Annotated in this window: 21 protein-coding genes, 1 pseudogene and 1 riboswitch; of the genes and pseudogenes, 2 read left to right on the top strand and 20 right to left on the bottom strand. The window is 55.1% G+C overall.

The features are described 5' to 3' along the window. Positions 1-302: 302 nt before the first annotated feature. Positions 303-438: riboswitch (cyclic di-AMP (ydaO/yuaA leader) on the top strand. 5 nt (positions 439-443) lie between these two features. Then, positions 444-1262, top strand: coding sequence for a CAP domain-containing protein (locus ABC395_RS10565; protein WP_413002830.1), 819 nt, complete (start codon positions 444-446; stop codon positions 1260-1262). Between the two features lie 482 nt (positions 1263-1744). On the opposite strand, the gene ABC395_RS10560 is transcribed toward ABC395_RS10565, so the two are convergent. The 12 genes and pseudogenes from ABC395_RS10560 to ABC395_RS10505 all read right to left on the bottom strand — a co-directional run bounded on the left by ABC395_RS10560 (position 1745) and on the right by ABC395_RS10505 (position 13048). Then, positions 1745-2035, bottom strand: a complete 291-nt coding sequence (locus ABC395_RS10560) for a Dabb family protein (protein WP_413002828.1) — start codon at positions 2033-2035, stop codon at positions 1745-1747. 70 nt (positions 2036-2105) lie between these two features. Continuing rightward, positions 2106-3335 carry an FHA domain-containing protein gene (locus tag ABC395_RS10555; protein ID WP_413006721.1) on the bottom strand — a complete coding sequence of 410 codons (1230 nt, stop codon included), beginning with the start codon at positions 3333-3335 and terminating at the stop codon, positions 2106-2108. 345 nt (positions 3336-3680) lie between these two features. Next, positions 3681-3959: pseudogene (locus ABC395_RS10550) on the bottom strand (DUF6382 domain-containing protein); the annotation flags it as partial. 141 nt (positions 3960-4100) lie between these two features. After that, positions 4101-4619, bottom strand: a complete 519-nt coding sequence (locus tag ABC395_RS10545; protein ID WP_413002827.1) for an A24 family peptidase — start codon at positions 4617-4619, stop codon at positions 4101-4103. A gap of 15 nt (positions 4620-4634) precedes the next feature. Then, positions 4635-5273 carry a hypothetical protein gene (locus ABC395_RS10540; RefSeq protein ID WP_413002825.1) on the bottom strand — a complete coding sequence of 213 codons (639 nt, stop codon included), beginning with the start codon at positions 5271-5273 and terminating at the stop codon, positions 4635-4637. A gap of 34 nt (positions 5274-5307) precedes the next feature. Then, the gene (locus ABC395_RS10535; RefSeq protein WP_413002823.1) at positions 5308-7572 is read right to left on the bottom strand and encodes a hypothetical protein; all 2265 of its coding nucleotides are present in this window, start codon (positions 7570-7572) and stop codon (positions 5308-5310) included. Between the two features lie 38 nt (positions 7573-7610). Then, complete coding sequence (locus ABC395_RS10530) at positions 7611-8600, bottom strand: TadE/TadG family type IV pilus assembly protein (protein ID WP_413002821.1); 990 nt, start codon at positions 8598-8600, stop codon at positions 7611-7613. Between the two features lie 16 nt (positions 8601-8616). Continuing rightward, the gene (locus ABC395_RS10525) at positions 8617-8826 is read right to left on the bottom strand and encodes a Flp1 family type IVb pilin (RefSeq protein WP_413002819.1); all 210 of its coding nucleotides are present in this window, start codon (positions 8824-8826) and stop codon (positions 8617-8619) included. 38 nt (positions 8827-8864) lie between these two features. Next, positions 8865-9734 carry a type II secretion system F family protein gene (locus ABC395_RS10520; RefSeq protein ID WP_413002817.1) on the bottom strand — a complete coding sequence of 290 codons (870 nt, stop codon included), beginning with the start codon at positions 9732-9734 and terminating at the stop codon, positions 8865-8867. Positions 9735-9738: 4 nt separating this feature from the next. Beyond that, the gene (locus ABC395_RS10515) at positions 9739-10671 is read right to left on the bottom strand and encodes a type II secretion system F family protein (RefSeq protein ID WP_413002815.1); all 933 of its coding nucleotides are present in this window, start codon (positions 10669-10671) and stop codon (positions 9739-9741) included. Continuing rightward, complete coding sequence (locus ABC395_RS10510; RefSeq protein ID WP_413002813.1) at positions 10668-11924, bottom strand: TadA family conjugal transfer-associated ATPase; 1257 nt, start codon at positions 11922-11924, stop codon at positions 10668-10670. Before ABC395_RS10510 ends, ABC395_RS10515 begins: the two co-directional genes overlap by 4 nt. Beyond that, positions 11921-13048, bottom strand: a complete 1128-nt coding sequence (locus ABC395_RS10505) for a P-loop NTPase family protein (protein WP_413002811.1) — start codon at positions 13046-13048, stop codon at positions 11921-11923. The genes ABC395_RS10510 and ABC395_RS10505 overlap by 4 nt, the downstream gene beginning before the upstream one ends. A gap of 356 nt (positions 13049-13404) precedes the next feature. On the opposite strand from ABC395_RS10505, the gene ABC395_RS10500 reads away from it, so the two are divergent. Then, positions 13405-13875: a tryptophan-rich sensory protein gene (locus tag ABC395_RS10500; RefSeq protein ID WP_413002809.1), complete on the top strand. Its 471-nt coding sequence runs from the start codon at positions 13405-13407 to the stop codon at positions 13873-13875. Positions 13876-13886: 11 nt separating this feature from the next. Here ABC395_RS10500 and ABC395_RS10495 read toward each other — a convergent pair whose 3' ends face one another. The 8 genes from ABC395_RS10495 to ABC395_RS10460 form a co-directional block, all read right to left on the bottom strand. Beyond that, positions 13887-14933 carry an SAM-dependent methyltransferase gene (locus tag ABC395_RS10495; RefSeq protein ID WP_413002807.1) on the bottom strand — a complete coding sequence of 349 codons (1047 nt, stop codon included), beginning with the start codon at positions 14931-14933 and terminating at the stop codon, positions 13887-13889. Positions 14934-14936: 3 nt separating this feature from the next. Further along, the gene (locus ABC395_RS10490) at positions 14937-15701 is read right to left on the bottom strand and encodes an ABC transporter ATP-binding protein (protein ID WP_103994883.1); all 765 of its coding nucleotides are present in this window, start codon (positions 15699-15701) and stop codon (positions 14937-14939) included. Positions 15702-15741: 40 nt separating this feature from the next. Beyond that, on the bottom strand, positions 15742-16074 hold the full coding sequence (locus tag ABC395_RS10485) for a cyclic-phosphate processing receiver domain-containing protein (protein ID WP_413002805.1): 333 nt from the start codon (positions 16072-16074) through the stop codon (positions 15742-15744). Next, complete coding sequence (locus tag ABC395_RS10480; RefSeq protein WP_413002803.1) at positions 16074-16946, bottom strand: deoxyribonuclease IV; 873 nt, start codon at positions 16944-16946, stop codon at positions 16074-16076. Before ABC395_RS10480 ends, ABC395_RS10485 begins: the two co-directional genes overlap by 1 nt. 21 nt (positions 16947-16967) lie before the next feature. After that, complete coding sequence (locus tag ABC395_RS10475; RefSeq protein WP_413002801.1) at positions 16968-17777, bottom strand: Fpg/Nei family DNA glycosylase; 810 nt, start codon at positions 17775-17777, stop codon at positions 16968-16970. 124 nt (positions 17778-17901) lie between these two features. Further along, positions 17902-22614 carry a DUF7507 domain-containing protein gene (locus tag ABC395_RS10470; protein ID WP_413002799.1) on the bottom strand — a complete coding sequence of 1571 codons (4713 nt, stop codon included), beginning with the start codon at positions 22612-22614 and terminating at the stop codon, positions 17902-17904. A 269-nt stretch (positions 22615-22883) separates the two neighbouring features. Beyond that, positions 22884-24485 carry a ribonuclease H-like domain-containing protein gene (locus tag ABC395_RS10465; protein WP_413002797.1) on the bottom strand — a complete coding sequence of 534 codons (1602 nt, stop codon included), beginning with the start codon at positions 24483-24485 and terminating at the stop codon, positions 22884-22886. Between the two features lie 197 nt (positions 24486-24682). Then, on the bottom strand, positions 24683-25156 hold the full coding sequence (locus ABC395_RS10460; protein WP_413002795.1) for a GNAT family N-acetyltransferase: 474 nt from the start codon (positions 25154-25156) through the stop codon (positions 24683-24685). Positions 25157-25172: the final 16 nt, after the last annotated feature.

The following is a 25172-nucleotide window of genomic DNA, read 5'->3' as shown; positions in this document are numbered from 1 at the left end:
AAAGTCTTGCTTCTACTTAATACCCCGAAATTCCCTTTGTCCATCAGTCTTGTACAAGCGGGTCCGGATTACGAGCATTTCAGCCGATCCGGCCTTACGTTCAATAGCGCTCTCATACAGGTGATACTACACTGTTTCCCCGCTGTTTTCAAACGATAAACCTCTTTTGAGGAAAACAATCCGGCCGCTGTTGGAAAACTTTGACCCGTGAAATCTAGCAAATCGCATGCTAGGATTAAAAGGCTTCTTCCGGGACGCAGCGCCGCACAGTGTTATGCTGCTGCTCATCTCAGGCGGAAAGCAAAAAAACAAGGCCGAAGCTTCTACGGAAGCACGGGGGAACCCATTTTTGGGGTGAAGCCATGATGTTTATGGCCGGGTGATTGCTCTTTGACCCGAATCCGTCAGCTAACCTCGCAGGCCGAAAAAGGAGAGATTCTAACTTGAAATCTATCAAAAAAGCAGCACTAGTCGGTGTTTTCGCCCTCACGTCCGTTTTCGGAGCAGGTGCCGCATCCGCATCCGCCGTGCCATGCAGCGTTTCCGGCGGGGACACGCTTTCGACCCTATCGAACAAATACGGCATTGATCTTGCCTCTCTTCTCACATCCAATCCGCAATTGAAAAATGCGAACTTCGTTTGGAAAGGCATGCAGATCGTCGTACCGTCTGCGCCGCCAGCTTTGGAAAAACCGTCTGCCGGTAAACCGGCCTCACCTTCCGTGCCTGAAAAGAAACCGGAAGTCCAGAAGCCTGCCGCACCTTCGGCAAAACCGAGCACTCCCGCTCCGGAAACCCAGGCGCCCGTAAGCACGCCGGAACCGACAACCAAGCCTTCCGCACCGGCTGTAACTCCGGCACCGAAACCGGTTGAAAAACCGGCCGCTTCCCAATCGGAATTTGCGGACCAGGTTGTAACGCTTGTAAACCAGGAACGCGCAAAAGCCGGCCTAAAACCGCTCGCTTCAGACAGCGCGCTGGCCGCCATGGCACTGGATAAAGCGAAGGATATGTATACAAACAACTATTTCGACCACAACTCTCCAACGTACGGGTCTCCATTTGATATGATGAAATCTTACGGCATCTCCTATACGTATGCAGGTGAAAATATCGCCCAAGGACAGCGCACTCCGCAGGATGTGATGAACTCCTGGATGAACAGCCCGGGTCACCGTCAAAACATTTTGAGCCCGAACTTCACAAAAATCGGAGTCGCTTACTATAACGGCGAATGGGTTCAAGAGTTTATCGCGAACTGATCTGTTTTTTTAAATAAATACGCGAATATGACTATTCGATTTCATGCTATGATCTGAAACGTAAATTTTCCATCTTAAATTTCATAAAATTCAGCTATGGAAAAGCGGTCCGCTCCGAACAGGAGCCGGCCGTTTTTTTTGTTAAAGACAGGCAGCAAGAAACAAGATGATGGAGGAAGGAAAGGATCATAATGCAGGCGATGTTGGGGAAACTGGGGTAGATGAAGCTTTTAGGGCGGGTGACGTGTTAAAGAAGAAAGACGAATATAAAATTAGCTTATCCAGCGCCTCACGCCACAGTGGACGAAGCCGTAGTTCGAAGGAAATTTCCGATAGTGAATGACATAGGGACCAAAGATTCCGCTCACCTTGAAATGAGGATCATGACGCTCACACGCATGTTCGGCCGTCGGCTAAAACGCTAGAAGAACCTGCCGCGATAAACGGCAAGTTCTTGAGGAAACAGCAGATTGACTAAACAATTAGCTTTCAAAGTCTACGCAAGGAGCGACGCCGTCTTTGGCTTCCCCCATATAAGCGAGCACATCCTGATGGACCGGGTGGACATTATAAGCTTGGAGGTCTTCCAGGGAGTTGAATTTGGTGATCAAAACCAGATCATAAGAACGTTCGGAATGGATCACATCCGCCCCTACTTCGATATGAAGCAGTTCGGAAATTTTGCCTTCCATGTTCTGCAGTTTGGCTTTTGCTTGCTCGACGGACTCCGGGCTGCGATCCTTAAGCTTGAAAAACACGACATGTGTAATCATTGGGCATTCTCCTCTTTCCCGATTCTTCAACAACCTGTCCATTATATCATTAACGTACCGGGACCGGAACTCATCGGCATGACCGGAAGCTAAATTCGGTATAAACCATCCGCACCACGTCCCCGTCTTTTAAAGGGACCAACTGATAAGGAACCAGCATCCCCTCGTTTAGAAACGTACCGTTTCGCGAACCGAGGTCCTTAACCGCATAACCTTCCGTCGTCCGTATAAATTGCGCGTGAATCCGGGAAATTCCCAGCACATCTTCGATGTAATCGGCATCCCCTTCCCCGCGCCCGATTATAAAAGAATCCGTATCCAGGAGGATCGTTTCTTTCCGCCCTTCCCGCATAACTTCAAGTACGGGATGACGGAAGTTCGCGGAGGGCGGAGCTGTCTCGGCGCCGAGGAAAACCGTTTCATCTGCGGTTGCCGGCGCAGATAGAGGGGGAGCCAGGAGCGTCGTACGTTCGCCCAAGCGGGCGTAGTACTGTTCCAGCGACACCGGCTCCTGCTCCGCCACAGGCGGATACGGGCTGCTGCCGGAGGATGCCGCTTCTTTCGATTGGCTGTTACGGCGGCCCGGAAGGCCGACAGCCAAGAGTATGTAAGCGGCATCCAGCGCCAGCAGCGTCACTCCGCTGCTGATATAGAGCAGCGGGGTCCCGGGAGCGCTGAAATAAGCGTTCCAGATCATCCCGATGATCAGGAATGCGCCTCCCAGCGCGAGGATTTTGGCGCGGGACCCGCGAAGCGGTCCCGCAGAGGCCGCCGCTCCGGCAGGCGGCGGCACGATTGGCGCAGCCGCGGTTGCGGCAGCGGCAGCCGGCGGCGGAGCGGTGCGCGTAACTGCCTTGCGTGAAGGCGCCGCATGCGGTTGAATCGCTTCGCGCATGGAGGGAGTTACCGCGGCTCCGCCTGCGGAAAAACACGTTACAGCAGCGCCGGCCGCTGCAGGTGAACTTTTTGCAAAGGCCACCGAAGCCGCGCCACCGGAACTCCCGGCGAAATCCCTAGTGGAAACGGCATGGCCCGGCGAGACCGGCTGCGCAAAACCCGGAGAGGCAGCCGCCGGAGACGCGATCGTCACAGGAGGATGGCTGCCGCCCGTTGTGAGTTGTTGACGTTTTTGGATAAACTTCTTTGCAGCTCCGCGCGGCGGCTTACGTTCGATATGACTCTCATGTGCAATCCCGTGGGCCGATCGGGTCCGTTCTTGCAGCACGTGGTCGTTCTCCCTTGGCAAATGATCGTCAACGGCCTTGTTATTCTGACTGTGAAACTGCAGCGGTTCCGTCACAGATATATTCCTTTCTGCGTTTGACAAAACAGAAAACGGCCGAACCTCCCGTTTACCAAAATCCGCCGGATTCTCTATACCTGATTCCATGAGGGGCGAACTTCGAATTAGCAAATCCGGCTCGTCCCCTCCTTCCTGTTCATCAGTTCTAAAATTTTGCTGATACTCGCTTATTTCCAGATATACTCTCCTCTTAAACTCTCGAACAGAAAAATCTTCACGCTCACAGTACTCCGTAAGTCTCCCAAGGCCTCCTTGTTCTTGGACCGTGAGCCGCCTGCCTAAGTCACGCACAAGCACTCCCCAACTACCGGAAACGGACGCGGCCGGAAATTCTTTTAATGGCAGGCACAGCATTGAGACGTCTGCCCACCCTTTATCCATATACATATAATTCTTATCCACTAAAAATTGAGCTTCGTTCAACATGAAATTGCCGCTGTCGCCCACACAAGCCGCCGCTTCGTGCAGCAGTTGAAGACATCCGGCGAGATTAGGACTATGCTCCTTAAGAATAGATGCCAGTGACCGCCTGGAACCCAGTTCATAGAGCAGCTTGAGCTGACCGCCGATCTCTTCCGTTTTTAAAGGCAACACCCCGGGAATCGGATATTTTTGAATCATTTTCAGCTGTGTAGGCGCCAGTAGCCCGAATGTCAGCCCTTCTTCCAAGCCCACTTCCAACCATCTGCCTTGTGATAACCGCATGCTTGTCTGCAATCCGAACCGTTCCATAGCTACATCCTTTCACTTTCCTGAAGGGAATCAGTTAAAAGCGAGGCTTCCGTACCAATAAGCAGCCAGAACCCCCGGCAGTACCGCATACATAAAAGGAAACCGCAGCTGATCCTTTTGTTTCAGACTTTTCCAGAACGACATATCTTTAAGACATAAAAACATGGCCACTCCGCCTAACAAGCGGCCTAATCGTTTGACTCCTTCTTTTCTGACAAGAAGCAAGCCCAACCCGATTGCCCCGGCAAACAATAAAGAATAAACCGCGCACGTAAAAACGGAAGCCACGCCCGTTAAAGCTCCAATCGCCCCGAACAACTTCACGTCTCCCGCCCCGAGAGCTCCCGCCGCATACAAAATTAAGAGCGCGGCAAAACCGGTCAAGCAGCCCGCCAGAGAGAAAAAGAGTCCGTTCCAGCCACCGGCAAGAAAATGATAGACAATTCCGCTGCAGGCACCTGCGGCAGTCAAGACGTTCGGAATGACCGATTTTCGTACATCGGTTACAAACGCGGCCAGAATTAGAAGAGAAAGCAGCAGCTCCTCCATGGTGGTGTATCTCCTTTATGCGCCCAGCCAGACCCGCTCGAGCGCTTTCTTTTTCAAAACAAGGGTACGGCTGAAAAATGGAACGGCAAGACGATAATTATAAGTGGCTTCAAACCCCAGATAAGCCTTCTCCCTATTAGTTAAGCTGGGCAGCGTTACCCCGCTGATGCGGAATCGTTCCTTCTTCAAAATCCGTTTGTCCGCAAAACTGTACACGACTGGTTTCATGGCATCTGACAGAGCCTCACTTGCCGCATCCTTCACTCCATCAACACCGTTTTCGCCCGTTTGGCGGACCCATGCCAGAAGTCCGACTACCGGATCAGGAATATAAGCTTCAACCGATTCGATAAATTCTCCCGCTTGTGCGGCTTTTTCTCTTATGTTTTGAAGAGCTTCCGTTACCTGCCGCCCTCCGGATGCCAGCGCTGTCCGATCGAAAGATTCCTTCCCCTGGATATACAGCACTTCCGCCGGATAAAGTCCCGCGGCCAGAACCTTTGTAGATTCACTTACCGCAGACCGCAGTGCCATATCCGCTACCGCTATTTGAATGCACACGATAAGAGCGACGATAAATCCGACGAACATCGGCAAAATGAGTGCCGCTTCCAGCACCATCCCCCCTTGCTCGCTTTTTCTAAAAATGTGCATACAATCGCTCCATCCCGTTGGTTGGCGTTTTTCTCTAGTAAGCCAGTTCCGTACGGCTGATAAACCGGCACCGGTTCTCTCTTACTTCGCAGGAGGAAATGCCAGTCCCGTTCATCAGCTTCATTAAACCAGGCAAAAACCATAAAGATACGGAAGATTCGGCGGTCCCTTGTATGTATGTTACCGCGTTATCCAGCGGCCGCTCCGAATTCAGTTCGACCAAGGATTGAAGTCGTGCCAGAAGATTCGTGTCTCCGCCGTGCAGGAGAAGAAAAATCCGCAAATAGTCTTTGTAAGTGAAAGTAAACAAAGGATTCGTCAATTTGCCGGATATCTGCACTGCTTTTCCTTCAGTTAAGTTGTCCATATCCGCCAACGCCTTGACGGCAGCCTCGGCTGCACTGACCAGCAGTACCAGCAGCGGGGATCCCGCCTGGAGCATTTCATTTTTAGGGTCCATCAATTCTTCGACCATGTGGACCGCAAAACGGAACGCAAACATTTCACCGTAAGCCGAGGACATGTTTTTGGCACAGGAATTGAACCCGTACAGCAAATACTCGACTTCTTGACCGGGAAGCTTATGACCGGACGGATCGGACAGCGCGTGAAGCGGCTTTATCTGCCCCGACCCGTCCAATTCCCGCCCATACGTTCTGTAGTTAAACTGAGATAAGGCGTACTCGTTTACGAACAGCTCGTTGCGGATAGCTTCACCCGCTTGGCCAAGCCGCTCCAGTAAACTCATGGCATGCTGGATTTCGATATCGGGCTTGCCTTCCAGATCGTACACGGTACGGCCGCCGGCATTTGAAGCACTCTCGTTTAACGTCATGTATTTCCGGTATAACCCCTCTTCCCCATTCCCCTCTAAAGTCTCGTAGAAAGACGAAACCGATCCTCCTGCCTGATCCGTGCCGCATTCTCCCATAGCCTGCTTGGCCCGATCTAAAGCCGCCTGTATTTTCGAACGCTGCTTCTCTTTTTCTTTGCGGATATTCTCGTTCCGCTTGTTTCGCTCCGTTTCACTAGCAAGCTGTTTGCGGTAGGTTTCATCCATCTGGGTCTGGTAAGCATCGTTTGCGGCGTGTATTTTTTGAGCATTTGCATTCGTGAACAGATTGGTGCTTCCGATGCCGCTGCGAAAACCGCTGAATAAAGCCGCGCTTGAAGCAACTCCCGTCATATAGACACGTAAATCGTCTTCGCTAACAATTTTCAAACTTTTGAACGCTTCGAACGCTTTAAGTTCATTCCCCTCAGACGAGGACAAGCGTTTCAGTTCTGTATTCAGCTCGTCGTTTGCTTTCTTCGCTTCGCCGAGCAGCTCCTGTACGGATGTTTGAATACTTTGCACATTTTCGTCATCACGGACGATTTCAATCTTGGTTGCCGCCAGAAGCGCCGTGTATTTCAAAATATTTTCAAGCAAGGTCTTCAGATCGGAAAGCTTGTTTTGCAGAGCAGACATCTGATCTTGAAGCGAACGAATGCTATCCATCATTCCCTGAATTGCGGCCGCCGCTTCCGGTCCTGAAGCTGCTGCGGCTGCAATGGAGCCGTTCATATTTGATATAGAGTCCGAGAGCGAGCGAATTTGCTCTTCCAATGTTTTGATTTGCGACCTTACCTCGTCCGCGGTATTTAAGCCGATAAGCTCCGAAAGACGGTTCAGTTCGGTTATTCTTGCCCGGTAGGTATGATGCCGGCCGTTCAGCTCCTCCTTCATTTTGACGGTTCCCGACCAGGCCTTATCGAGCAAATCTTCCCGCTTGGCGAGCAGTTTTTCGATTTTTTCCGCTTCTTTGGCGTAGGCCGCGCCGTTTGTCATCGTTTTGACGGCACCCGGCTTTTGGAGCTTATCCGTTATTTCCAGGGCGAATTCAATCGGCGCCGCGTATTTCATATGTTCAAGAAGTTGTTCTTTAAATACGCTGTGATTGGCTAGCGTGTAAAGAGAGGCCAGCGACCTTGCCCCTTCTTCCGGTTTTGTATCCAGCATTTTATAAAAAACACCGTTCGAACTGCCCGAAAGATTCTCTTTGTAGATCAAGTCGAACAAAGCTGCGGAGCTTTCCGGCTCTTCGGTAAGACCGAACAGTCCGTATTTCTGAAGCTCGGGATCGAAGGCGGACAAAACGGATCGTACCGCAGCCCGTGCCGCCGTATCCGCTTCTCTCTCTGCCGCCTTAACCCGTGCGAAATCGATCAAGACAGCCTGCAGAAAAAAAATAGGAACAATGATAATAATCAAATAAATTGAAACGGCACCATTTTCGGAGTTATAGAAGCTTCTCAAAACACGCTCCTTTCCGGGCAGCCAAAGCCGCCCTCGATTTATTCGTGCAAAATGACGGAGATGCCGTTTTGAGCCAGCTCCCGCTGAATGGCTTGTGAGGGCGCTTTTCCCGATTTGGTTTTGAAAAAGTGCCATACGATCCCTTTAACCTGTGTTCCCTCCTTTTTCAGAAGAACGTCTTTACGCATTTGTTCTCTCAGGTTCTTCTCATTGAACGTGTAAAAAGCGAGATGCGCCGTCCCGCCGGCATCCAAGGCGTCTATCGTTCTTTTATCACCCTCCGGGGTAATTACCTCCGTTTTCCGCCCGCTGACCAGCTTCCGGATATAGGCGCTTGCCTGCGCTTCGCTTGTGATCCCGCTTGTGGAAGGAATGGCACCGGCTGCGGGCTCGGTCAGCACTTCCCTGGCCTTCGATGCGGTAATGCGGTTTTTTATCGCCGGTATGTAGCTGCGTGTCAGATCCACGGTCCTGATCAATTCAACGGGATCGACTACGTGCGAAATACCCTGCCCGCTAACATGGTCGCGTATAACGTTCCCGGGTAAAAAGGAACGCGTGCGAAAGGGCGCCTCCAGCTCTGCCGAAACTTTGCGTTCCCATAGCTGATTCACGTACGACATGGAGCCGCGAGCGCCGGCGGGCAGGAGAGCGGCCACGCGCGACAGCTTACCCGCAGGACCGCTGCCTCCCGGTAAGCCCGGAACTTGGACAGTCGACGATTTTCCGCTATAGCCGAAAATACCGAGAATGCCGTCCTGCGTTAAACGCCAGTAGAGTCCGTCTCCGGCTCCCGGTGTATAAGCTCCCGTTACGGGGTCTTTACGGCTGTTGTTCCACGAAAAGGCGGCTCGTTCGGACGCGATACCGGCTTGCTGCTGAAGGGCCACGCGGTTGTACACAAACATGCCGAATAGGATAAGGGTTAAGGTAATGAAGATCATTACCGGAAACAGCAGGGTCCCTTCCAGGGTGAAATTGCCCGCTTGGGAACGGAACAGACGTAGCAGGCCTTTATCCGTCTTCAATTTTACAAGCATCCTGCTACGGCGCTTTAATGGCATCATCGCTTTTGGAATTGTTAAATTCCGTATCCGCTTTACCAATCAGTTCATTGAACCATTTAATAATCCACTTTCTGAAAATAACGGCTACCGCTATAAGTACGGCTACGATAAGCAAAATTTCAAGCGTGCCCAGCCCTTCCTCATCGTTCCAGAAACGCACTGCGGCTGTTTGTAATCGGTTCTTCATTATAGGTAACCTCCCAAAATGTGAATCGTTTTTGTCCGTCAGCCATTTATGGACAGGACGGCGGGCGAAGCAACGATAATCATGACAACGAGAAAAATTGCCACCATCGGAAACACCAGCTTCGAGGAAGCCTCCTCTCCAAGCTTCCGGGACTCCGCCTTACGGCGGTCCCATAATTCTTTGGCGAGCGAGCGCAGGGCGACCAGAAAATCTTCTCCTCCTCTTCTGTAGTTCAGCAAAATTGTCGTTGTGAACAGTGCCGTTTCCTGCATGGCGCACCGCTTGCTCAAATCCTCAAGCACTTTGGGTAGGGACACGTTCATCTCCAGTTCCCGTACTGCCTGCCCGAACTCGGCGTGAAGCGGGGATGCCGCAGCCCGTGATGAATCCACACTTCGGATCAGCGCCTTCTGGAGAGTTTCTCCCGCATTAATAAGCAGAATCATCTTGCTCAGCACTTCCGGCAGCTCCAGAACTATCCGGCGTTTTCGCAGCATGATTTTCTGATCGAGCTGTCTAAGCACCAGTAAAGGAGTTAAACCGGCACCCAGCAAACCGAGGAGCAAAACTGCCGGGTCTCCGCCTCCCGCAATACCCAGCAGGCCGCTGAGCAGGAGAACGAGCAGAGCCGTCAAAAACATATCTCCCATCACAAGCTTCGCCATAAACAGCGTGTCCTTATGACCGTAAAGCGAACGGATCCGCTGCATAATCCGGACACCCGCATCCGGGAAACGCTCCATCGTTTTGAACCGTTCGACCGCATAAAGACCCGCGGAAGCCAGCTTTCTCATATGCAGCGTACACGGATAGTCCGTCCTCATACCTTTAAAGCGCCTGGAACCGAGGACGTACAAGAGCAGCAGAGCCGAAAAAGAACTCATACTTAAACCCAGTAGTACAAGCATGTCGTCACACCTTTATATCCATAATCTTGCCCGTCAGCCACATGCAGCCTCCCAAAGCAAGCAGTCCTCCCGTCATAATGAGGGGACCCGTGCCGCTGTACAGAGGTGCCATATAATCGGGGGAGCTGAATCCGAGCACCGCAACCATACAGACGGGGGCGGCAAGAAGTACGCGCGACTCCAGCTTTTTCTGGGCCACCATAACCGAAATGTCCTGCTCAATGTCCAGCTTATCTCCGATAATGCCGGCAGTTCGCCGGATGACCTCAACCAGGTTGCCCCCCGTCCGTTTGCAGGTCGTGAATACGTCGGAAAAATTCGTAACATCCTCGCACTGTGCCCGCACCGCAAAATCCGCCACGGCATGTTCAATCGGCTCCCCGTTATCTAAACGCCTTATGATGATTTCGAATTCCCGGACAATAAGGCAGTTCGGATCAGGATAAAGCATCTGAAGGTCTTTCCACGCTTCACGGAACGAATTTTCTACGGATCTTCCCGCTGTGAGCGATGTGGACAGGCAATAAAGAGCCTGCTTGAATTGAAGAATCAATTTTGCCTTTCGTACGGTTATCAGCCGTATTTTGCGGAAACGCGGAACCGTTAAGCCCAGCATCGTGCAAAGCAAAGCAAGTATAAGGTCCTTGTAAAAAATAAAAGCGATACCCGCAAAAACGAGCCCGGACAAACCTGAAGTCAGCACCGTCTCACGAAGTGTCATCCGGTAGCTGCCGTAATCCGTAAGTCCAGCCGGTGAAACGCGCAGCGGCTTGTTCCTTGGAGAATGGGGATCTTCTTGCCGCAACTGCCGCGCATTCCGCGCCTTCTCTCCGGTATCGCCTGATTCCGGCAGTTTTCGCCGCTTTCTCTTGTCCTGCACCATTAAAACAAGCCAAAGAACCAGCCCGGCCAAACAAGCCGTCACCGGAAGCATCATGAGGCCGCCTCCCTCTCACATGCCGTCCAATCCGGTAACCTCACCCCCGCAACGCCGCATTTCCATCCGTGAACGAGTGGATTTTCCGTGTAGATCAGGCTTCCTTTCACCCTTCCGTTCTCGTCCTCACCCTGATCTTCAAACCGGAACAGCGGATTCAAGCCGATTTCACCATCCTCAATACCGGCAAGCTCGCTGATCTCAACGATCTTCCGGGAGCCGTCCCTCATCCGGGTCAGATGCACCATAAGATCTATGGCCGAAGCGATTTGTTTGCGGATCACCGGCACCGGAAGGTCCGCCGCGCTCAGCACCATCATTTCCAGACGGCTCAGCATATCAACGATTGAGTTACTATGACCGCTGCTAAAGCTTCCCTCATGTCCGGTATTCATAGCCGCCAGCATATCAAGCGCCTCCGCTCCTCGGACTTCTCCGACGATAATCCGGTTCGGCCGCATCCTCAGCGACGAACGGATCAGGTCCCGGATTCCGATCCCTCCTTTCCCCTCGGTGTTCGCGTTGCGCGTTTCCAGGCTCACGAGATTCGGAACCGTACGGATTTGCAGCTCGGCCGAATCCTCAATCGTAATAATGCGTTCGTCCGGCGGGATACCTTGGGACAGGGCATTTAAAAAGGTCGTCTTGCCGGAACCGGTGCCGCCTCCGATAAAAATGTTGTATCTCGCCTTCACAAAAACGGCGAGCAGTTCCGCCGCCTGCTCCGTCAACGCTCCTCTGGCAATCAAATCGCTCATGGTCAGCGGCTGGGTTGGAAACTTACGGATCGTCATCGTCGGGCCTTGAAGCGCCACCGGGGGGAGTACCACATTGACACGGGAGCCGTCCTGCAGCCTGGCGTCTACGATCGGCGACATCTCATTCACGGTCCGGTTCACTCTGGCAACGATCGCCTGAATGATGTCCTCCAGCTTCTCCCGGCTCTCGAACCGGGCTTCGTTCCGGGTGACACGCCCGTCACGCTCGATAAAAATATCCCGGTGGCTGTTGATCATAATTTCCGTAACGGACGCATCGTCGATTAAGGGCTGCAGAACATCAAGCCCCCGGTAGGAATGGAAAATACGCTGCACCATCTCCCACTTTTGTCCGGCCGTCAGCCGGCCGTCCCCCGAATCCCCTAGCACCACCTCCTCGATCAATTCCATCAACTCTTCGTCCGAAGTGGACTGTGTCGGATCCAAACGGGCGTTAACGGCATCCTTGAACGCACGGACCCATTCTTCTCTCACACCGCCTCAGCTCCCTCGTATAACCTTCGTAAAATACGGCCGACCTGTGCGGCAAAAACAGGCTCGTTTAACCAGACGGCGGGGTCCGGCACGTTTTTCCAAGAGGGGATATAAGGAAGCGTGCCAAATAGGGTGACGTCAACGTCTATAGCCATGTTTACTTCCCTTCCCGTATATTTGTTCAAAACAAATAAGTTCTTGCCCGCGCAGGTATCCATGGATTCCATGGAGTTCAGGGCTTCCCGGACTTTTCGAGTTTTGTACAAAGCGTGCGAGTCTTCCGCGACCAGCCACACGACATAGTCGCAAGCTTTTAGAGCCCCTAGCGTTCTCGGCCGGACGGCACTATCCAAATCGAGCAGCAGAACGTCCCAATTTCCGCTCTCTGCGATACGCCCGACCAAGCTCCTCACGTCTTCCGCATTCAACTCGTCCGCTTCCCGGATGTTCGGAAAAGGAGCCAAATAATCGAAGCCGTACGCGGGATGCCGGCATTGCAGCAGTTCCGCATATTCCGCAGCCCGTTCCCGCGATTTTCTCCACGCATAGAGAAGCCGCGAAAACGAATCCGGCGGGCCGTCCGGTATAAGCAGAGCGGAAGAGCTCACCGCTTCCAGGGACACATACAGCGCCTTCCTCCCCTGTGCGGCGAGCTGCGCTGCCATATTCAGGGCGAGAACGCTTTTGCCGCTCCCGCCGGAAGCCGAGTACACGGCGATTACGCTCGTCCGGCCTTCTCGGAATGCGGTCCTTATGCCCCCTGACTCACCGGTTTGCTCCGCCGCCCGCAGCAGCAGATCTCTCAGCATCGTACGAAACGGCTGATACCGGTAAATCAGGTTCTCTGCCGGCACATCCGCGCATTCCGGGCTCTCCGACAACCGGTAAACTAGGATATTCTGCGGCCGGCCGAGCCAGCGGTTCACTTCTTCTTCCGCAATCGTTTCCGCATGCAGAACAAGCGGGAACGCCTCCTTGTTCTCCATCCTGACCGCTTCGAGCTGCTCGCACCGGGTAAACCGCCGGATATCCAGCCGGTCACGAAACTCTCCCTCACGGACAAAACGTTCCAATGCGGACGCAAATTCCTTGTCGGGTTCAATCAAGATCAGCAGCCTTTTCATTTCTCCGCCTCCTTACCGCTTCTTTATAATCCGCTCGACTGTAAGATCCCGCCAAGTATGAGCACCCCGCCGGACACGCCGGCGGCTAGCGCTATGCGCCATTGCGTTTGCCTTGTCATCTGTCACCTCACTTTTTACCGGAAATCAACGCAAAAAAGCACCACTGACAAGGAAGAAACGTGCTCTTCCACATCAGCGGTGCTTCCGCTTTTGTGCATCCGGTTGTTTAATTACCGCTAATTATACCATAATTACCCAATCGGTCAACGATTATTTTTATTTTTTACAGGCATACCTATCCCGCATTCCCATATACCTATACTAATGGACAAACAATCCGGGAGGGGGTGCCTTTTTTGTTCTACCCATTTATGCTGGCCGCCGCAGTAACGTATGCACTCTTACTCTTATCCGCCGCTCTCTTCCCCGCCGACATCCGGTGGTATGCTTCCGTTAAAAAGCCGGCATGGGCTCCTTCCGGACAGCTGATCGTCAGCGCAAGAGGATTTATGCACGCGTGTATGGCCGCTTCCGTCGCACTCGTCTACGTAAAAACGGGCGGATTTCAAAATGTGGGGATCGCCTGGATTTTTGTTATGATCCTCCATTATTTATGGAGCCAAGCCTACGGCTTTTTTCTGTTTAAGGCGAAAAGTTTCGGGCTCGCTTTGGCAGACAGCATGTTCGCCGCTCTTACGGGCTGGTGGCTGATTGTCCTGACCGCGCCGCTGGCGAAAGAAGCCGCCTGGCTGCTCCTGCCCTGTCTGGTCTGGAGCTGCCTGACGACTTTTTACACGTGGATCATCCGCATAATGAACGCCCAATGACTCCCGCAGGTTTATTTTTTAATGAAATAAAGCGTAAGCTCTTCGCGGTTGTGAAACAATTGTTTCGCCTGACGCAGGTCCAACTGCCCTTCAAAATCCTGTTTCAGCTCTTTCACCGTCTGAAAGGTTTTTTTGTGCATCAGTTTCGCCGTAATGATCGCCGTCCCTCCGCTTCGCAGCGCAGGCAGGAGATCGAGGATAAGCCGGCTCATCTGCCGCGGGCTCCAGCTCATATCGCAGACGAGCAGATCGAACTCGTCTTCGCGCAGCTTTACGTCCGCGGCATTCTTGCCGTGATACGTAAGCCGCGGGTGCTTGATGAGACTCGGGTGCATTTTGGCCGGGTCGATCGCGGTCACGTGAAGTCCCCGTTCCAGCAGCAGCGACGTCCAGCCGCCGGGAGCCGCGCCTACATCGACCGCTTTGCGGAAATCCGCAAAATGCAGATGGAACTTGCGTTCCGCCTCCAGCAGCTTGAATTTTGCGCGGGAAACCTGGTTCTCTTCGCGCTGAAAGCGGATGGCGCCCCCGCTCCAGTCGGACAAATTCTCTTCGGGCGCCGAGACTCCGGCATAAATCGCCTGATGCCCGACATAGACCGAAAGAATGTTGTCCGCGTGACGCACGAGCGTCTCGGCCCCCGTCGCCTCGCCCATGGCGACTTCGCAAGCCGCTCGGACATCAGAAGCGCCGTAGGGTACTTCTGTGCCGTCTGCGATTCTCACCTGGACGGCGGAGCTGCTGCCGGTGTGTAGACGGCCGAGTTCGGACGCCAGTTCCGCGGCGGCCAAAATGTCCTCGTCCGTTCCGGACAAAGCGCGCTCCTCCTGGACAGGCTGCATATGACGCAGAAAAATCGGCTCCTGCGCCCGGATGGCCGCCGATACTTCTTCCCAGCTTCCGGGCGCTTCCGCAAGAAACGTCTCCGTCGGAACAAGCGTCCGGAATTTCACTCCGGGTATGAGCCGCCGGATTTCTTCCTGGGCCTGCTGGGCGTACCCGCGGTTGGCCGTGCCGATCAGGCGGGCCGTGTTTGTAGTCGAATCATGTTCTGTCATTCCTTACAGCACCTTTATCCATGGTCTATTGCGGAACCACTCCACTTCGAGCGGAACCTGAAAAGCTTGGTAGAGATGTTCGGGCGTCAGCACTTCTTCCTTCGGGCCAGCCGCAATGATCCGTCCCTGTTCGATAAGCGCGACGTGCGTAAACATCGGGATGATTTCTTCGATATGATGCGTGACGTAAAGTACGGTCATTTCCTGATCGCTGAATTCGCGGATCGCCGCCAGCAGCTTTTCGCGTTCGTAAAGATCCAGCCCCGAGCAGGGCTCATCCATAATGAGGAGCTCCGGCTTCTGCATCATGGAACGGGCCAGCATCACTTTCTTGCGCTCGCCCTGCGAAAGCGTCCCGATCGACTGCATGGCGACATGCGGCAGTCCGATTCTTTCCAGCATGCCGATCGCTTTCTTTTTCACATCTTCGGGAATTTCCTGGTAAAAGCGCAAATAGGCGTATTCGCCGGTGGCCACCGCTTCCCATACGGTATCCGCGAGGTTCATTTTCTCAAACAGGGACTGGGAAATATAGCCGATCCGCTTGCGGACTTCACGCACGTCAACTTGCCCGTATCGGTTGCCGAGCACTTCGACTTTCCCCCTGGAAGGAAACTGGTAACCGTTCATAAGTTCGAGCAAAGTCGTTTTGCCGGAACCGTTCTTGCCCAGCAGAACCCAATGCTCGCCTTTTTCCGCATGAAAAGAAACATCCTGAAGGATATGCCGTTCTTCGCGTATAAAATGAATATCGTTTAAATGAATCATGTCACAGAATCCTCTCTTCTTTGAAAAATGGTTGAATGAGTCAGCCTCCGGCAAGCTCGGCCAATAAACCGGCAGGCGGAGGTCCCGGATGAAGAGAGGTTGCGGAAGGAACCGCGGCGTACAAAGCCTGGTACATCCGGTTCCGGCCTTCCAGGCTGGATGTGTGTAAATAAATACGGGCCGGAAAAGTACCGGTCCCGATCATCCAGGCGACGATATCCCATCCGGATTCGTCCCAGCCCAAATCGTAATCGAGGGACAAAATGTCGACCTCGCATTCCTGCAAAAGCAGCCGGCATTCCTCCACGCTGCGCGCAAGGGTAAAACCGGCCGGACATCTGCGCTGATCGTCCAGAAAAACGTGAATCTTCATCAGGTATCCTTTCCCGCCGCCCCGGCTGTCCGCTTGACCAGCGCAATCTCTTCCCTGTGCGTACCGTCCGGCCCGCTTCCCGTTTCGAGTACAAGCGGTATATCCCGCACGATATCCGAAGCCAGCAAGGACTTGAATCCTTCCAGGCCGATATATCCTTCGCCGATATTGGCGTGACGATCCTTACCGGAACCGTGGGGATAGAGGGAATCGTTAAGGTGCACAGCTTTCAAATGGTCAAAATACCCGAGCTCGGCGCCTCTTTGCTCGACCTCGTCCCAATCGTTCCCATGCCAGAGTCCTGCCGCAAACGCGTGACACGTGTCCAGGCAGAACGCGATTTTGTCCGGATAATCCGAAAGCTGTCTGATCCGGGCCAGCTCCTCCATCGTCGTGCCCATCTGGGAACCGCTGCCGGCCTGGTTTTCAAGCAGGAGAAGCGCGCTGCCCCGCCACTGGCTCAGCGTCTTATTCGTACATTGTATTATATTTTTATAACCTTGTAACGGATCTTTTCCGGAAAACTTCCCGAAATGCACGACCAGCCCAACGGAACCGCACGCATCCACGATCTCCAGCGCGTTCAGCATCGCTTCCACCATCACGTCCTGCTGGCTGCCTTCCGCTGCCGGATTGAGGGGGTAAGGCGCATGCCCGATCGAAAGAAGGCCTTTTTCCCGGCAGTATTCCGCGCACCGCCGGGCGTCGTCCCAGTCTACGTTTGTTTTCAGAATGAGGCTGCGCGGATTTTTCGGAAAATATTGAAAAGCCCCGGCTCCGATAGCGGAAGCGGTCACCGCAGCTCCGTAAAATCCTTTCCGGGTGCTGATGTGCGCCCCGATGTGAAGCTCTTTTCTCTTTTTGCGTGCCATGTCTCTTCTCTCCCCTCGCTATTATGTCTGGCAGCTGCTGCAAAAGAAACATTTACGCGAAGACAGCGTCTGAAACACAATCGGGCTCCCGCATCTTACGCACGGTTCGCCGCCCCGGTCATAGACACGGCACAGCTCGTTGAAGCCGCCCGTCCGCTCATCTCCGCCGTAGAGAGGCATTTCCATGTAGCCGCCTGCTCTGAGCGCCTCGGTAAGGACGCTGCGCATGGACGTGTACAACCGGGCGGCCTCGTGCTCGTCCAAAGCAGCCGGACGTCTGGAAGGCAGGAGACCCGCCGCAAAACAAATTTCGTCGGAATAGCAGTTGCCGATTCCGGCCAGCCAGTGCTGATCGGTCAGACCCGTTTTCAGATTGCCCTTGCGCGTTTTCAGCATGCCCGCAAAACGTGCGGCGGTCAGATCCGCGTCAAACGGTTCCGGTCCCAGTGATCTCAGCTCCTCCTCCAGTCCCCGCTTGTCGTACAGGTGAAGATAGCCCAGCCTCAGCCCGATAAAATAAAGCGCCAAGCCCCCGAAGTAAAGCTCGATCTGTGTGCTGCGGTCCGGCTTGTCCGCTTCCGTACCGAGATGCATCATTCCGCCCAGCATAAGATGCAGGAGCAGGTAGCGTTCGCCGCTCAGGACGAAAATGAGCTGTTTGGCCCTCCGGTCCACCCGCTCCACAACCGTTCCCAGAACGGTCTTGCGGAACTCCTCTTCCGGAACATTCAACGATTTTGGTCTATTAACGGTTATACCGCTGATTTTGCGGTTTTGAATCCTTTTGTTCAATTCCTGGCGATAATGCTCCATTTCCGGCCATTCGGGCATACGGACACATCCTTTCTCCGGCTTCTTACTGGTATGTCCGTGCTCTCTCCCCTTTAAACGTCAGGTTCTTCTTCGCCCGACCGCAAAAAACAGCGCGGACCATCAAGACGGTCCGCGCCGGGCTTTATTCTTCGTTTTCGGTTATCCGGACCACGGACGCATTGGAAACGGCAACCGTCACAATGTCCCTTCCGGAAGGAGAACGGACCCCGTATGTGACCTCGGCCGTATTCACAAGACGCCGGTCTCGCCCGCCGGAGCCTGCCCGCTGATTTCCCTGGCTCCCTTCGGAGGGCTCCGGAAGCGAGACGACGCGGACGCGGAAGGATACTGCCGCCGTCTCCCCGGGGGCAATGGAGCCCAGCGGGATGCCGGTTTCCGGCCCGGCGCCACTTACGGCGGCTCCTCTCACGACTACGCTGTCCGGCACAAACGAAACCGCAGGCGGCAAAAAATCGGTGAGTACGGCGCCCGTCGCCGTCAGTCCACTCACGTTCTTGACGTTGATCGTGTAGCGGAATTCGTCTCCGATAAAGCTTTCTTCCGTATCCGCGTTTTTGAAAACGTCCAGCACGCGGATAACCCTCACGCTTGCGGCCGCTTCAAGAGTCCCTCCGGTTTCGCTGACGGCTGTGACCCGGTTTACGAAGAGCGTACCGGCGGGCGTTTCAGGCGGAATACGGAAAGGCTGCGACAAGAGAACGCCGCCGCCGAAAGGCAGGGTTCCGGGTCCTATCGTTATGCCCACCTGCGGATCGTTTAGCACTCCCGTCAGAAGCGTATTGCCGATATTCAGCGCCTCGATCCGGTAGCGCACGGTTTCGCCCGCGACCGCGACCGGGGTGCTCGCCTGCTTCCGCAGAACCAGTTCGGGCACCGGGGCAACGATCACCAGAAAGGACGCGTTTTCTTCAGGGGTCTCGTCGCTGGTCAAGCTCACCACCCCGGGAATTTGTGTGCCGGCGGGGGTACCCGGAGGGACGGTAATGACGGCCGTGAACGTGGCCGTTCCGCCCGGCACGAGCATGGATATATTTTCATTCAGTCCGAGCAGACTGTTCGAAACCAGCACGTTATTCAGCACGACATTGGACGGATTGGTGACCGTTACCATGACCGGCACGCGCTCGCCGGGTCTCACGAACTCGGGATTGGGCGTAACCATAATGGATATGTTCGGCGGCGGAAGAATCCGGATATCCACCGCCGATACGACGGGCGCCGTCTGATCCGACCGCAGCTCGGCGGTATTCGTAAATACCGTGCCGGGCGCGAGACCCTGCGGCAGACGGAACGGAACGACCTGCCCCTGGCTTTCTCCAGGAGCGAGCGAGTTCAGCGTGAAGGTAGCCTCGAGTACCGGATCGGCGACCCGGATATTCGTCAACGTCACGTTCCCGGTGTTAACCAGCACGAAACCGAAGGCAATCTCGCCTCCCGCCGGAGCCTCTTCATCGCTGACGAGCTTAATGAAGGCGACGGACGGAGCCGCTCCTACCGTAACGGTGACCGAGGCCGTTACCGGGACCGTTTCCGCCGACTGCGCTTCCGCGGTGTTGATAATCAGCGTGCCGGCCGGTGTCCGGAACGGAATCGTAAAAGACGCAAACAAGGTTTGGGTTTGCCCCGGCGCCAGCGTCCCCAGATTCCGGTCCAGCCCCAGCACCGCATCGGTTACCGTCACGCCGGTCAAGACCTGGGCGCCCGGATTCGCGACCGTAATCGTAAAGGTGACCGTTTCGCCCGGAAGCGCCGTAAGACGGTCGGCCGTTTTGACCAGCGTGATCGCGGGGGCGGGAGCTACCGTAACGGTCGCCTCCGCCGTGACGGCCGGTGTCTGGGCCGACACGGCCGATGCCTGGTTCGTGATCACGGTGCCCGGCGGTGTTCCTAACGGAACGGTAAACGTTCCCGTCAGCGGCACCGTTTCGCCGGGTCCGAGCACGGGAACCGTGGTGTCGATCCCGAGCAGACCGTCCGTGATCCGCAAGGCGCTTAGAGGAACGTTGCCCGTGTTAGACGCCGTGATCGTAAAGGTTACGGTTTCTCCGGGAAGCGGGAGCGGCAGATCGGCCGTTTTGGTCAGAGAAAGGGACGGGATGCTGAGCACCGTAACCGAGACGGAGCCCGAAGCGCTCAGTCCGGAACCCGCAACCACTGCGGTGTTCGTGATAACCGTTCCTCCCGGAGTTCCGGCCGGAACAATCTGACTTGGCGCGAACAGGATGGAGGCGCCCGCTTCCAGCAGCGGGATGTTCTCGCTGAATCCGAGCGTGCTGTCCGAGAGGGTCAGATTGGTCAACGGAACGTTGCCCGTGTTCGTTACCTCGATGACGTAGTCGATGAAATCTCCCGGCGCCGCTCCGGTCTGCTCCGCCGTTTTGACCAGTGACAGGCCGGGACGTATGACGAAAAGGGAAGCCGAAGCTTGGGCGCTGACGGATATCTCCGCACCCGTGCCTTCCACAAGGGCGGTATTGACGATCGTTTCGGGAGCATCCGGCGGAACGACGAAGGCAATCGTTCTCGTCTCCGACGCGCCCGGTGCAAGATCGGGGATCGCCGAATCCAGATTGACCGTCGAGTCCAGGAGCCGCACGTCACGCAGCGTCTCATTGCCCGTATTCGTGACGGTAAACGTATACTGTACCGTATCCCCCACACCTGCGGAAGCCGGATTCACGCTTTTCGCGAGAGACAGGGAAGGAACACCTGTGACAATCACATTTTCGGTATCGGTCCGCTCACCGGTCTGGCTTGAAACTACCGTCACCGTGTTGGAAATGATCGTACCCGCAAGCGCATTTGCGGGAACAACGAACGATCCGGTAAACGTTACCCTTCCTCCCGGAGAGAGAGAAGTGACCGTTTGATGCAAGCCGATATTATTATCGTCGATCTTCAGTCCGGTTAAGGTTGTGTTTCCGGTATTGATCACCTCAATGGTGTACTGAACCGTTTCGCCCGGCCGGACCTCCGTACGGGACGGTCTTTTGCGGACGACAAAAGCGGGACTCGGCGAAATCATTAATTCGGCGGAGGCTACAAGCTCCGGAGTCTGATCGGACCGGACCGCTGCCGTATTGCGGATGATGCTGTCCGCTGCCGCATCGGCCGGGACGATGAAGATCGCTTCCCTTACGACGCGTTCGCCCGGCGCCAAATCATCGATCGTCACATTCAATCCCAGCGTGGGATCTTGAAGGACGATATTCGTCAGAGTAGTGTTTCCCCTGTTTTGAAGGACAAACAGATACGTTACAGATTCCTGAGGCGCCGCTTGCGCGGGATCTACCGTTTTAAAAAAGCTCAGCAAATTGACCGGAGCCACGGAGACGGTAACGCTGTCCGTACCCATGGCTCCTTCCTGGGACGAAACAAGGACCGTGTTGGTAACGGCTGTGCCGGCGGGCGTTCCTTCGGGTATCGTAAATGCTTGGTTGTACGTGGCCGACTGGCCCGGAGGAAGGGAACTGATTGTTTCGTTCAGACCTAGCATTTCATCCGTCACCGTTACGTTCGTCAAGGTAATGTTGCCCGTATTCGTCACCGTGTACGTGTAGACGACGCTTTCCCCCGGAACGGCCGAGCTGCGGTCCGCTTCTTTTACAACCGTCACGCTTGGAGTCGGCTGGGAAATCACGATATCCGCCTGTGCCTGCTCGCGGATTCCGACATCGGGTTCCGAAACGGTAAAAACATCAGTAAGTACGGACAACCCCGATGAAGGCACGACAAAAGGAAACTGCCGGTTGACCGATTCGCCCGGATTCAGGAAAGGGATCGTTTCATCCAGAAGCACCTGCCCGTTCGCCGGGAGAACATCCGTCAGTCTAACCTGGCTGAGCACGGTATTGCCCGTATTCGTTACCCGGACCTGAATAAAAACGGTTTCTCCGGGATTGGCATTGACGCTCTCCACCCCATTGATCGTTTTCTCCGCTCTGACGGACGGTCTGTTCTCGTACTTGGGCACGACCACGATTCCGATGGACTGGTCGCCGACAGGCACAGAGGCGATGACGGATCCGGTCGCCAGGCTGATGACAGATACCACATTCGTACGTGTGCTTACATACAAAAAAGCCCCATCCGGAGTGACCGCGATATACTGGGGAAAGGTTCCCGTAGGCAGTGTACCTGCGCTTGTGTTTCCGGCAACATTGACGACGGTCAGGTTGCCCGAAACTTCGTTAGCCACAAAAATTTGCCGGCCGTTCGTTGCAATCCCGATCGGTGAAATTCCCGTAGCAAACGATCCGGTTACCGTGAGGCTCGCGGTGCTGATAATATCCGTCCGGCTCAAAGCCCGGGTCGTCACGTAGACGCTTTTGCCGTCCGGAGAAGCAACTACGCCGATTGGCTGCACGTCTACCGGCACGTTGGCGATAACTGCACCATCCTCCGCACGGATTACGGAAACGGTGTTGCTCTGCTGATTCGCCACATAAACGAAAGCACCGTTCGGGGTCACGTCCACACCGACCGGATTGATTCCAACGGGAATGGTTTGAATGACCGTATTAGTCGCCACGTCGATTACGGATACGGTATTGTCCACGGAGTTCGTCACATAGACGCGGGTCCCCGACGGATTTACGCTCACCCCCTGGGGACCGCCCCCTACCGGTATCGTGGCGACAATCGTATTGGTCGCCGTGGCGATAACCGATACGGTAGAAGCGGCAAGATTCGCGACATAGACGAACTGGCCGTCCGGTGTGGCGTCGAGCTGCTGCGGAGTTGAAAATCCCGGTATCGTAGCCGTGACGGTATTGGTCGTCTGATCGATTACGGATACCGTATTGGAGCCGCTGTTTGCTACATAAACGGGCATGCTTGTTCTCCCTTCCCCCTGTTCGGGCAGACGCTGTCGAACTAGTGTATGGCGGAGGGCTTGGCAGACATGCCCCGTTTTTACTCTGTAATAAAAAAGGAAAACGCCACGCCTCAAAAGGGCATGACGTTTCAATAAATCGAGTTGCGAATATGGGCAACCGTCGTCAGAGGATGCCGTACTTCATGTTCTGGAAGCCGGGCGTTACGGAAGTTCTCCCATTTCGCGATTGATGTCAATTAGCCGCAAATGGGACGTTCCGTGACATGTCAGCCGGAGCCCCCTGGCACGTCGAACAAACTGTCGGCCGCATAAGCGGGCCGGGGTTTGCCGGGCGGCTTGGCGGCGGATTTGGCTTGTCCCGAAGACTTAGCCGGTCTGGAAGTTCCTCCGGGAAGATCAGCCGGTTTCGGGGATGTCCGGCTTCCCCGGGCCGGCTTGCCGCAATCGCGGAGCTTGCGCTGCAGCCGTTCGATCCGGTGCGCGATCCGCTGCTCCTCTTCCGCCGCCTTTCCGCTGCGCCGCAGAAGCCTGCGTCTTTGGCGGAGAACTTCCAGCGCTTCACACGACAGCTCCAGAGCAAGCGCATAATCTTTGCATCCGTGTTCGTAGTGCATCGCCAGTTCGATATAAGCTTCCACATGCGGCGCAGCCGCAGGTCCCGCCTGCCGGATCTGCCGGGTCCACAATTCGACGGCTTTGTCCCGCATTCCCGCTTTTTTGTAATGGGCCGCGTAACGGAGAAATAAATCCCCGCCGGCATGACGGCCTTCTTCCGCCTGCTCCAGAAGCCTGGAAAAGCCCAGTTCCATAATTTTCTCGGCGGATGGGAGCCGGTTCATTTTCAGCAGCCACTGGCCCAGCCGGTACAAATCGCCGGGCGATTTCGGCTCCAAGGGCTCTTCATCGGCCAAATACTTGGCAATGAGAGCGGATAACGCCGCCAGGGACACGATGTCCCGTTCGTTGTGGACGAATACGCCGCGCAGCACGTCCGTTTTTCCTTCCGCGAGATAAAGGACATACAGCTCGGGGGCGAACGCGCCGGAAACGTCGTCTTCCCGCACATAACCGAGCTGTGCTTCCTCCACCTTTCCCAGCCGTACGGAAGGCATGGAATGCTTCCACAAGCTGCGGGACGGATGCAGCAGGTCAAGGTGCAGCAAGCGGTCGATGTCCGGCCGCATCCGGTTCAGAATAAACCGGTTCTGCAAAATCGGCCAGTCGAAGGTCCTTCCGTTGTAGGAGACGATATGAGTAAATTTAGCCAATTTCTCTTCCAGATAAGCCAGCATCGCGCGCTCTTCGGCCGGATGCCGGATAAATAGCTGCTCGACGACAAAGCGACCGGCTTCGTAATAGCCGATGCCCACGAGAAACGCAACATTGCCCGCGCCGACGCCGAGCCCCGTCGTCTCCGTGTCGAAGAACAGGAGACCCTCCGCATGGACAGGTTCCGCTCCGGGATGAAAGGCTTCGAGCTCTTGGATATGCTCATGGAGTGCGTCGAGCCGGTACCGGCCGTGTCGGGCATCGTGCGGGTACGTGCACACACGCCGCACGAACGACCCTGCGGCGGACTCGTACAGCTCTGCGCCAAGCTTCGCCCACTCTGCGGCCTCGGGATCTGCCGCCGGAGGCGCTGTGGCAACCTCAGGCCCGCCGGGCCGAAAGGCGCCGTGCTCCGCGTCATCCGGAGAGGCGCCGGCTTCCGCGAGCGCGGGTGCGCAGTCGGACGCGCCTGAATAGGCGTCCGCGGGTTCGAGCGCCGAGTCACCGGCTGCGGGTCCGCGCGGTATTCGGCTGTCCGCCGGCTCCGCCCCCTTACCCGGCTTTAGATGCCGGGTAAGACGTTCGCGCAGCCCGCTCATCGGTCCGCTCCCGGCGCTGTCCCGCCTGCGTCCGGCCGGCCAGACGCGGTCAGCTGTAATCCTCGCCCCTCGCGGAATCCCCGTGTCGACGTTCCGGCCGCTATATATTTATAAGGCTCAACACTTTTAATTCGGTACCGATACATGATGGGCATCCATCCTTACCTGGGCATTTTCGGGTAACCCTTGTTTAACGTTCATTCGCCGATAACCTTCGACATCCGGATATTTGTAGCTTTAAACCCGGCAGATGTATAAAGCTTCAAGGCGACCTCATTGTCTCCGAAGACATGCAGGGAAATTTTCGGGGGTAACCTTCTTTCTTTAACGAAAGCCTCCAAGGCTGCCAGCGTTTTCTTGCCGAACCCATTCCCCCGGAAATTTTCATCCATGCGAATTCCATAAATAAATACTTCCTGCTGTTCCTGGCGTATTTTGATCCACAACGTACCGACGACTTGACGGCTTTCAGCGTCGGTTGCGTTGAAAATATAGCTGTCCGCCGTGTTTAATCCGTCCGGCAGCAGCTCTTTAAACTCACGTGCCGAATCTTCCATGGCTTTCTCGGCCCCCGTATTACCGGCTTTCGTTTTGCTTTCGGCATATTCCTTTACGGAAAGCTCCAGCCAGCCATCGAACTGTCCGGGCAGCATAGGCTCCAAAACGACCATAAGGGCACCTCCGTTT

It is taken from the genome of Paenibacillus canaveralius, assembly GCF_047238265.1.
Lineage (GTDB): Bacteria > Bacillota > Bacilli > Paenibacillales > NBRC-103111 > Paenibacillus_F.
The sequence above is the reverse complement of the archived record's forward strand: the minus strand, read 5'-3'. Positions and strand labels throughout refer to the sequence as shown.

What these genes read in the sequence shown, in the direction of transcription:
- ABC395_RS10560 (WP_413002828.1), bottom strand. Translation starts at nt 2,035, where the DNA reads ATGATTACACATGTCGTGTTTTTCAAGCTTAAGGATCGCAGCCCGGAG.
- ABC395_RS10545 (WP_413002827.1), bottom strand. Translation starts at nt 4,619, where the DNA reads ATGGAGGAGCTGCTGCTTTCTCTTCTAATTCTGGCCGCGTTTGTAACC.
- ABC395_RS10540 (WP_413002825.1), bottom strand. Translation starts at nt 5,273, where the DNA reads ATGCACATTTTTAGAAAAAGCGAGCAAGGGGGGATGGTGCTGGAAGCG.
- ABC395_RS10525 (WP_413002819.1), bottom strand. Translation starts at nt 8,826, where the DNA reads ATGAAGAACCGATTACAAACAGCCGCAGTGCGTTTCTGGAACGATGAG.
- ABC395_RS10520 (WP_413002817.1), bottom strand. Translation starts at nt 9,734, where the DNA reads ATGCTTGTACTACTGGGTTTAAGTATGAGTTCTTTTTCGGCTCTGCTG.
- ABC395_RS10515 (WP_413002815.1), bottom strand. Translation starts at nt 10,671, where the DNA reads ATGATGCTTCCGGTGACGGCTTGTTTGGCCGGGCTGGTTCTTTGGCTT.
- ABC395_RS10505 (WP_413002811.1), bottom strand. Translation starts at nt 13,048, where the DNA reads ATGAAAAGGCTGCTGATCTTGATTGAACCCGACAAGGAATTTGCGTCC.
- ABC395_RS10495 (WP_413002807.1), bottom strand. Translation starts at nt 14,933, where the DNA reads ATGACAGAACATGATTCGACTACAAACACGGCCCGCCTGATCGGCACG.
- ABC395_RS10490 (WP_103994883.1), bottom strand. Translation starts at nt 15,701, where the DNA reads ATGATTCATTTAAACGATATTCATTTTATACGCGAAGAACGGCATATC.
- ABC395_RS10485 (WP_413002805.1), bottom strand. Translation starts at nt 16,074, where the DNA reads ATGAAGATTCACGTTTTTCTGGACGATCAGCGCAGATGTCCGGCCGGT.
- ABC395_RS10480 (WP_413002803.1), bottom strand. Translation starts at nt 16,946, where the DNA reads ATGGCACGCAAAAAGAGAAAAGAGCTTCACATCGGGGCGCACATCAGC.
- ABC395_RS10475 (WP_413002801.1), bottom strand. Translation starts at nt 17,777, where the DNA reads ATGCCCGAATGGCCGGAAATGGAGCATTATCGCCAGGAATTGAACAAA.
- ABC395_RS10470 (WP_413002799.1), bottom strand. Translation starts at nt 22,614, where the DNA reads ATGCCCGTTTATGTAGCAAACAGCGGCTCCAATACGGTATCCGTAATC.
- ABC395_RS10465 (WP_413002797.1), bottom strand. Translation starts at nt 24,485, where the DNA reads ATGAGCGGGCTGCGCGAACGTCTTACCCGGCATCTAAAGCCGGGTAAG.
- ABC395_RS10460 (WP_413002795.1), bottom strand. Translation starts at nt 25,156, where the DNA reads ATGGTCGTTTTGGAGCCTATGCTGCCCGGACAGTTCGATGGCTGGCTG.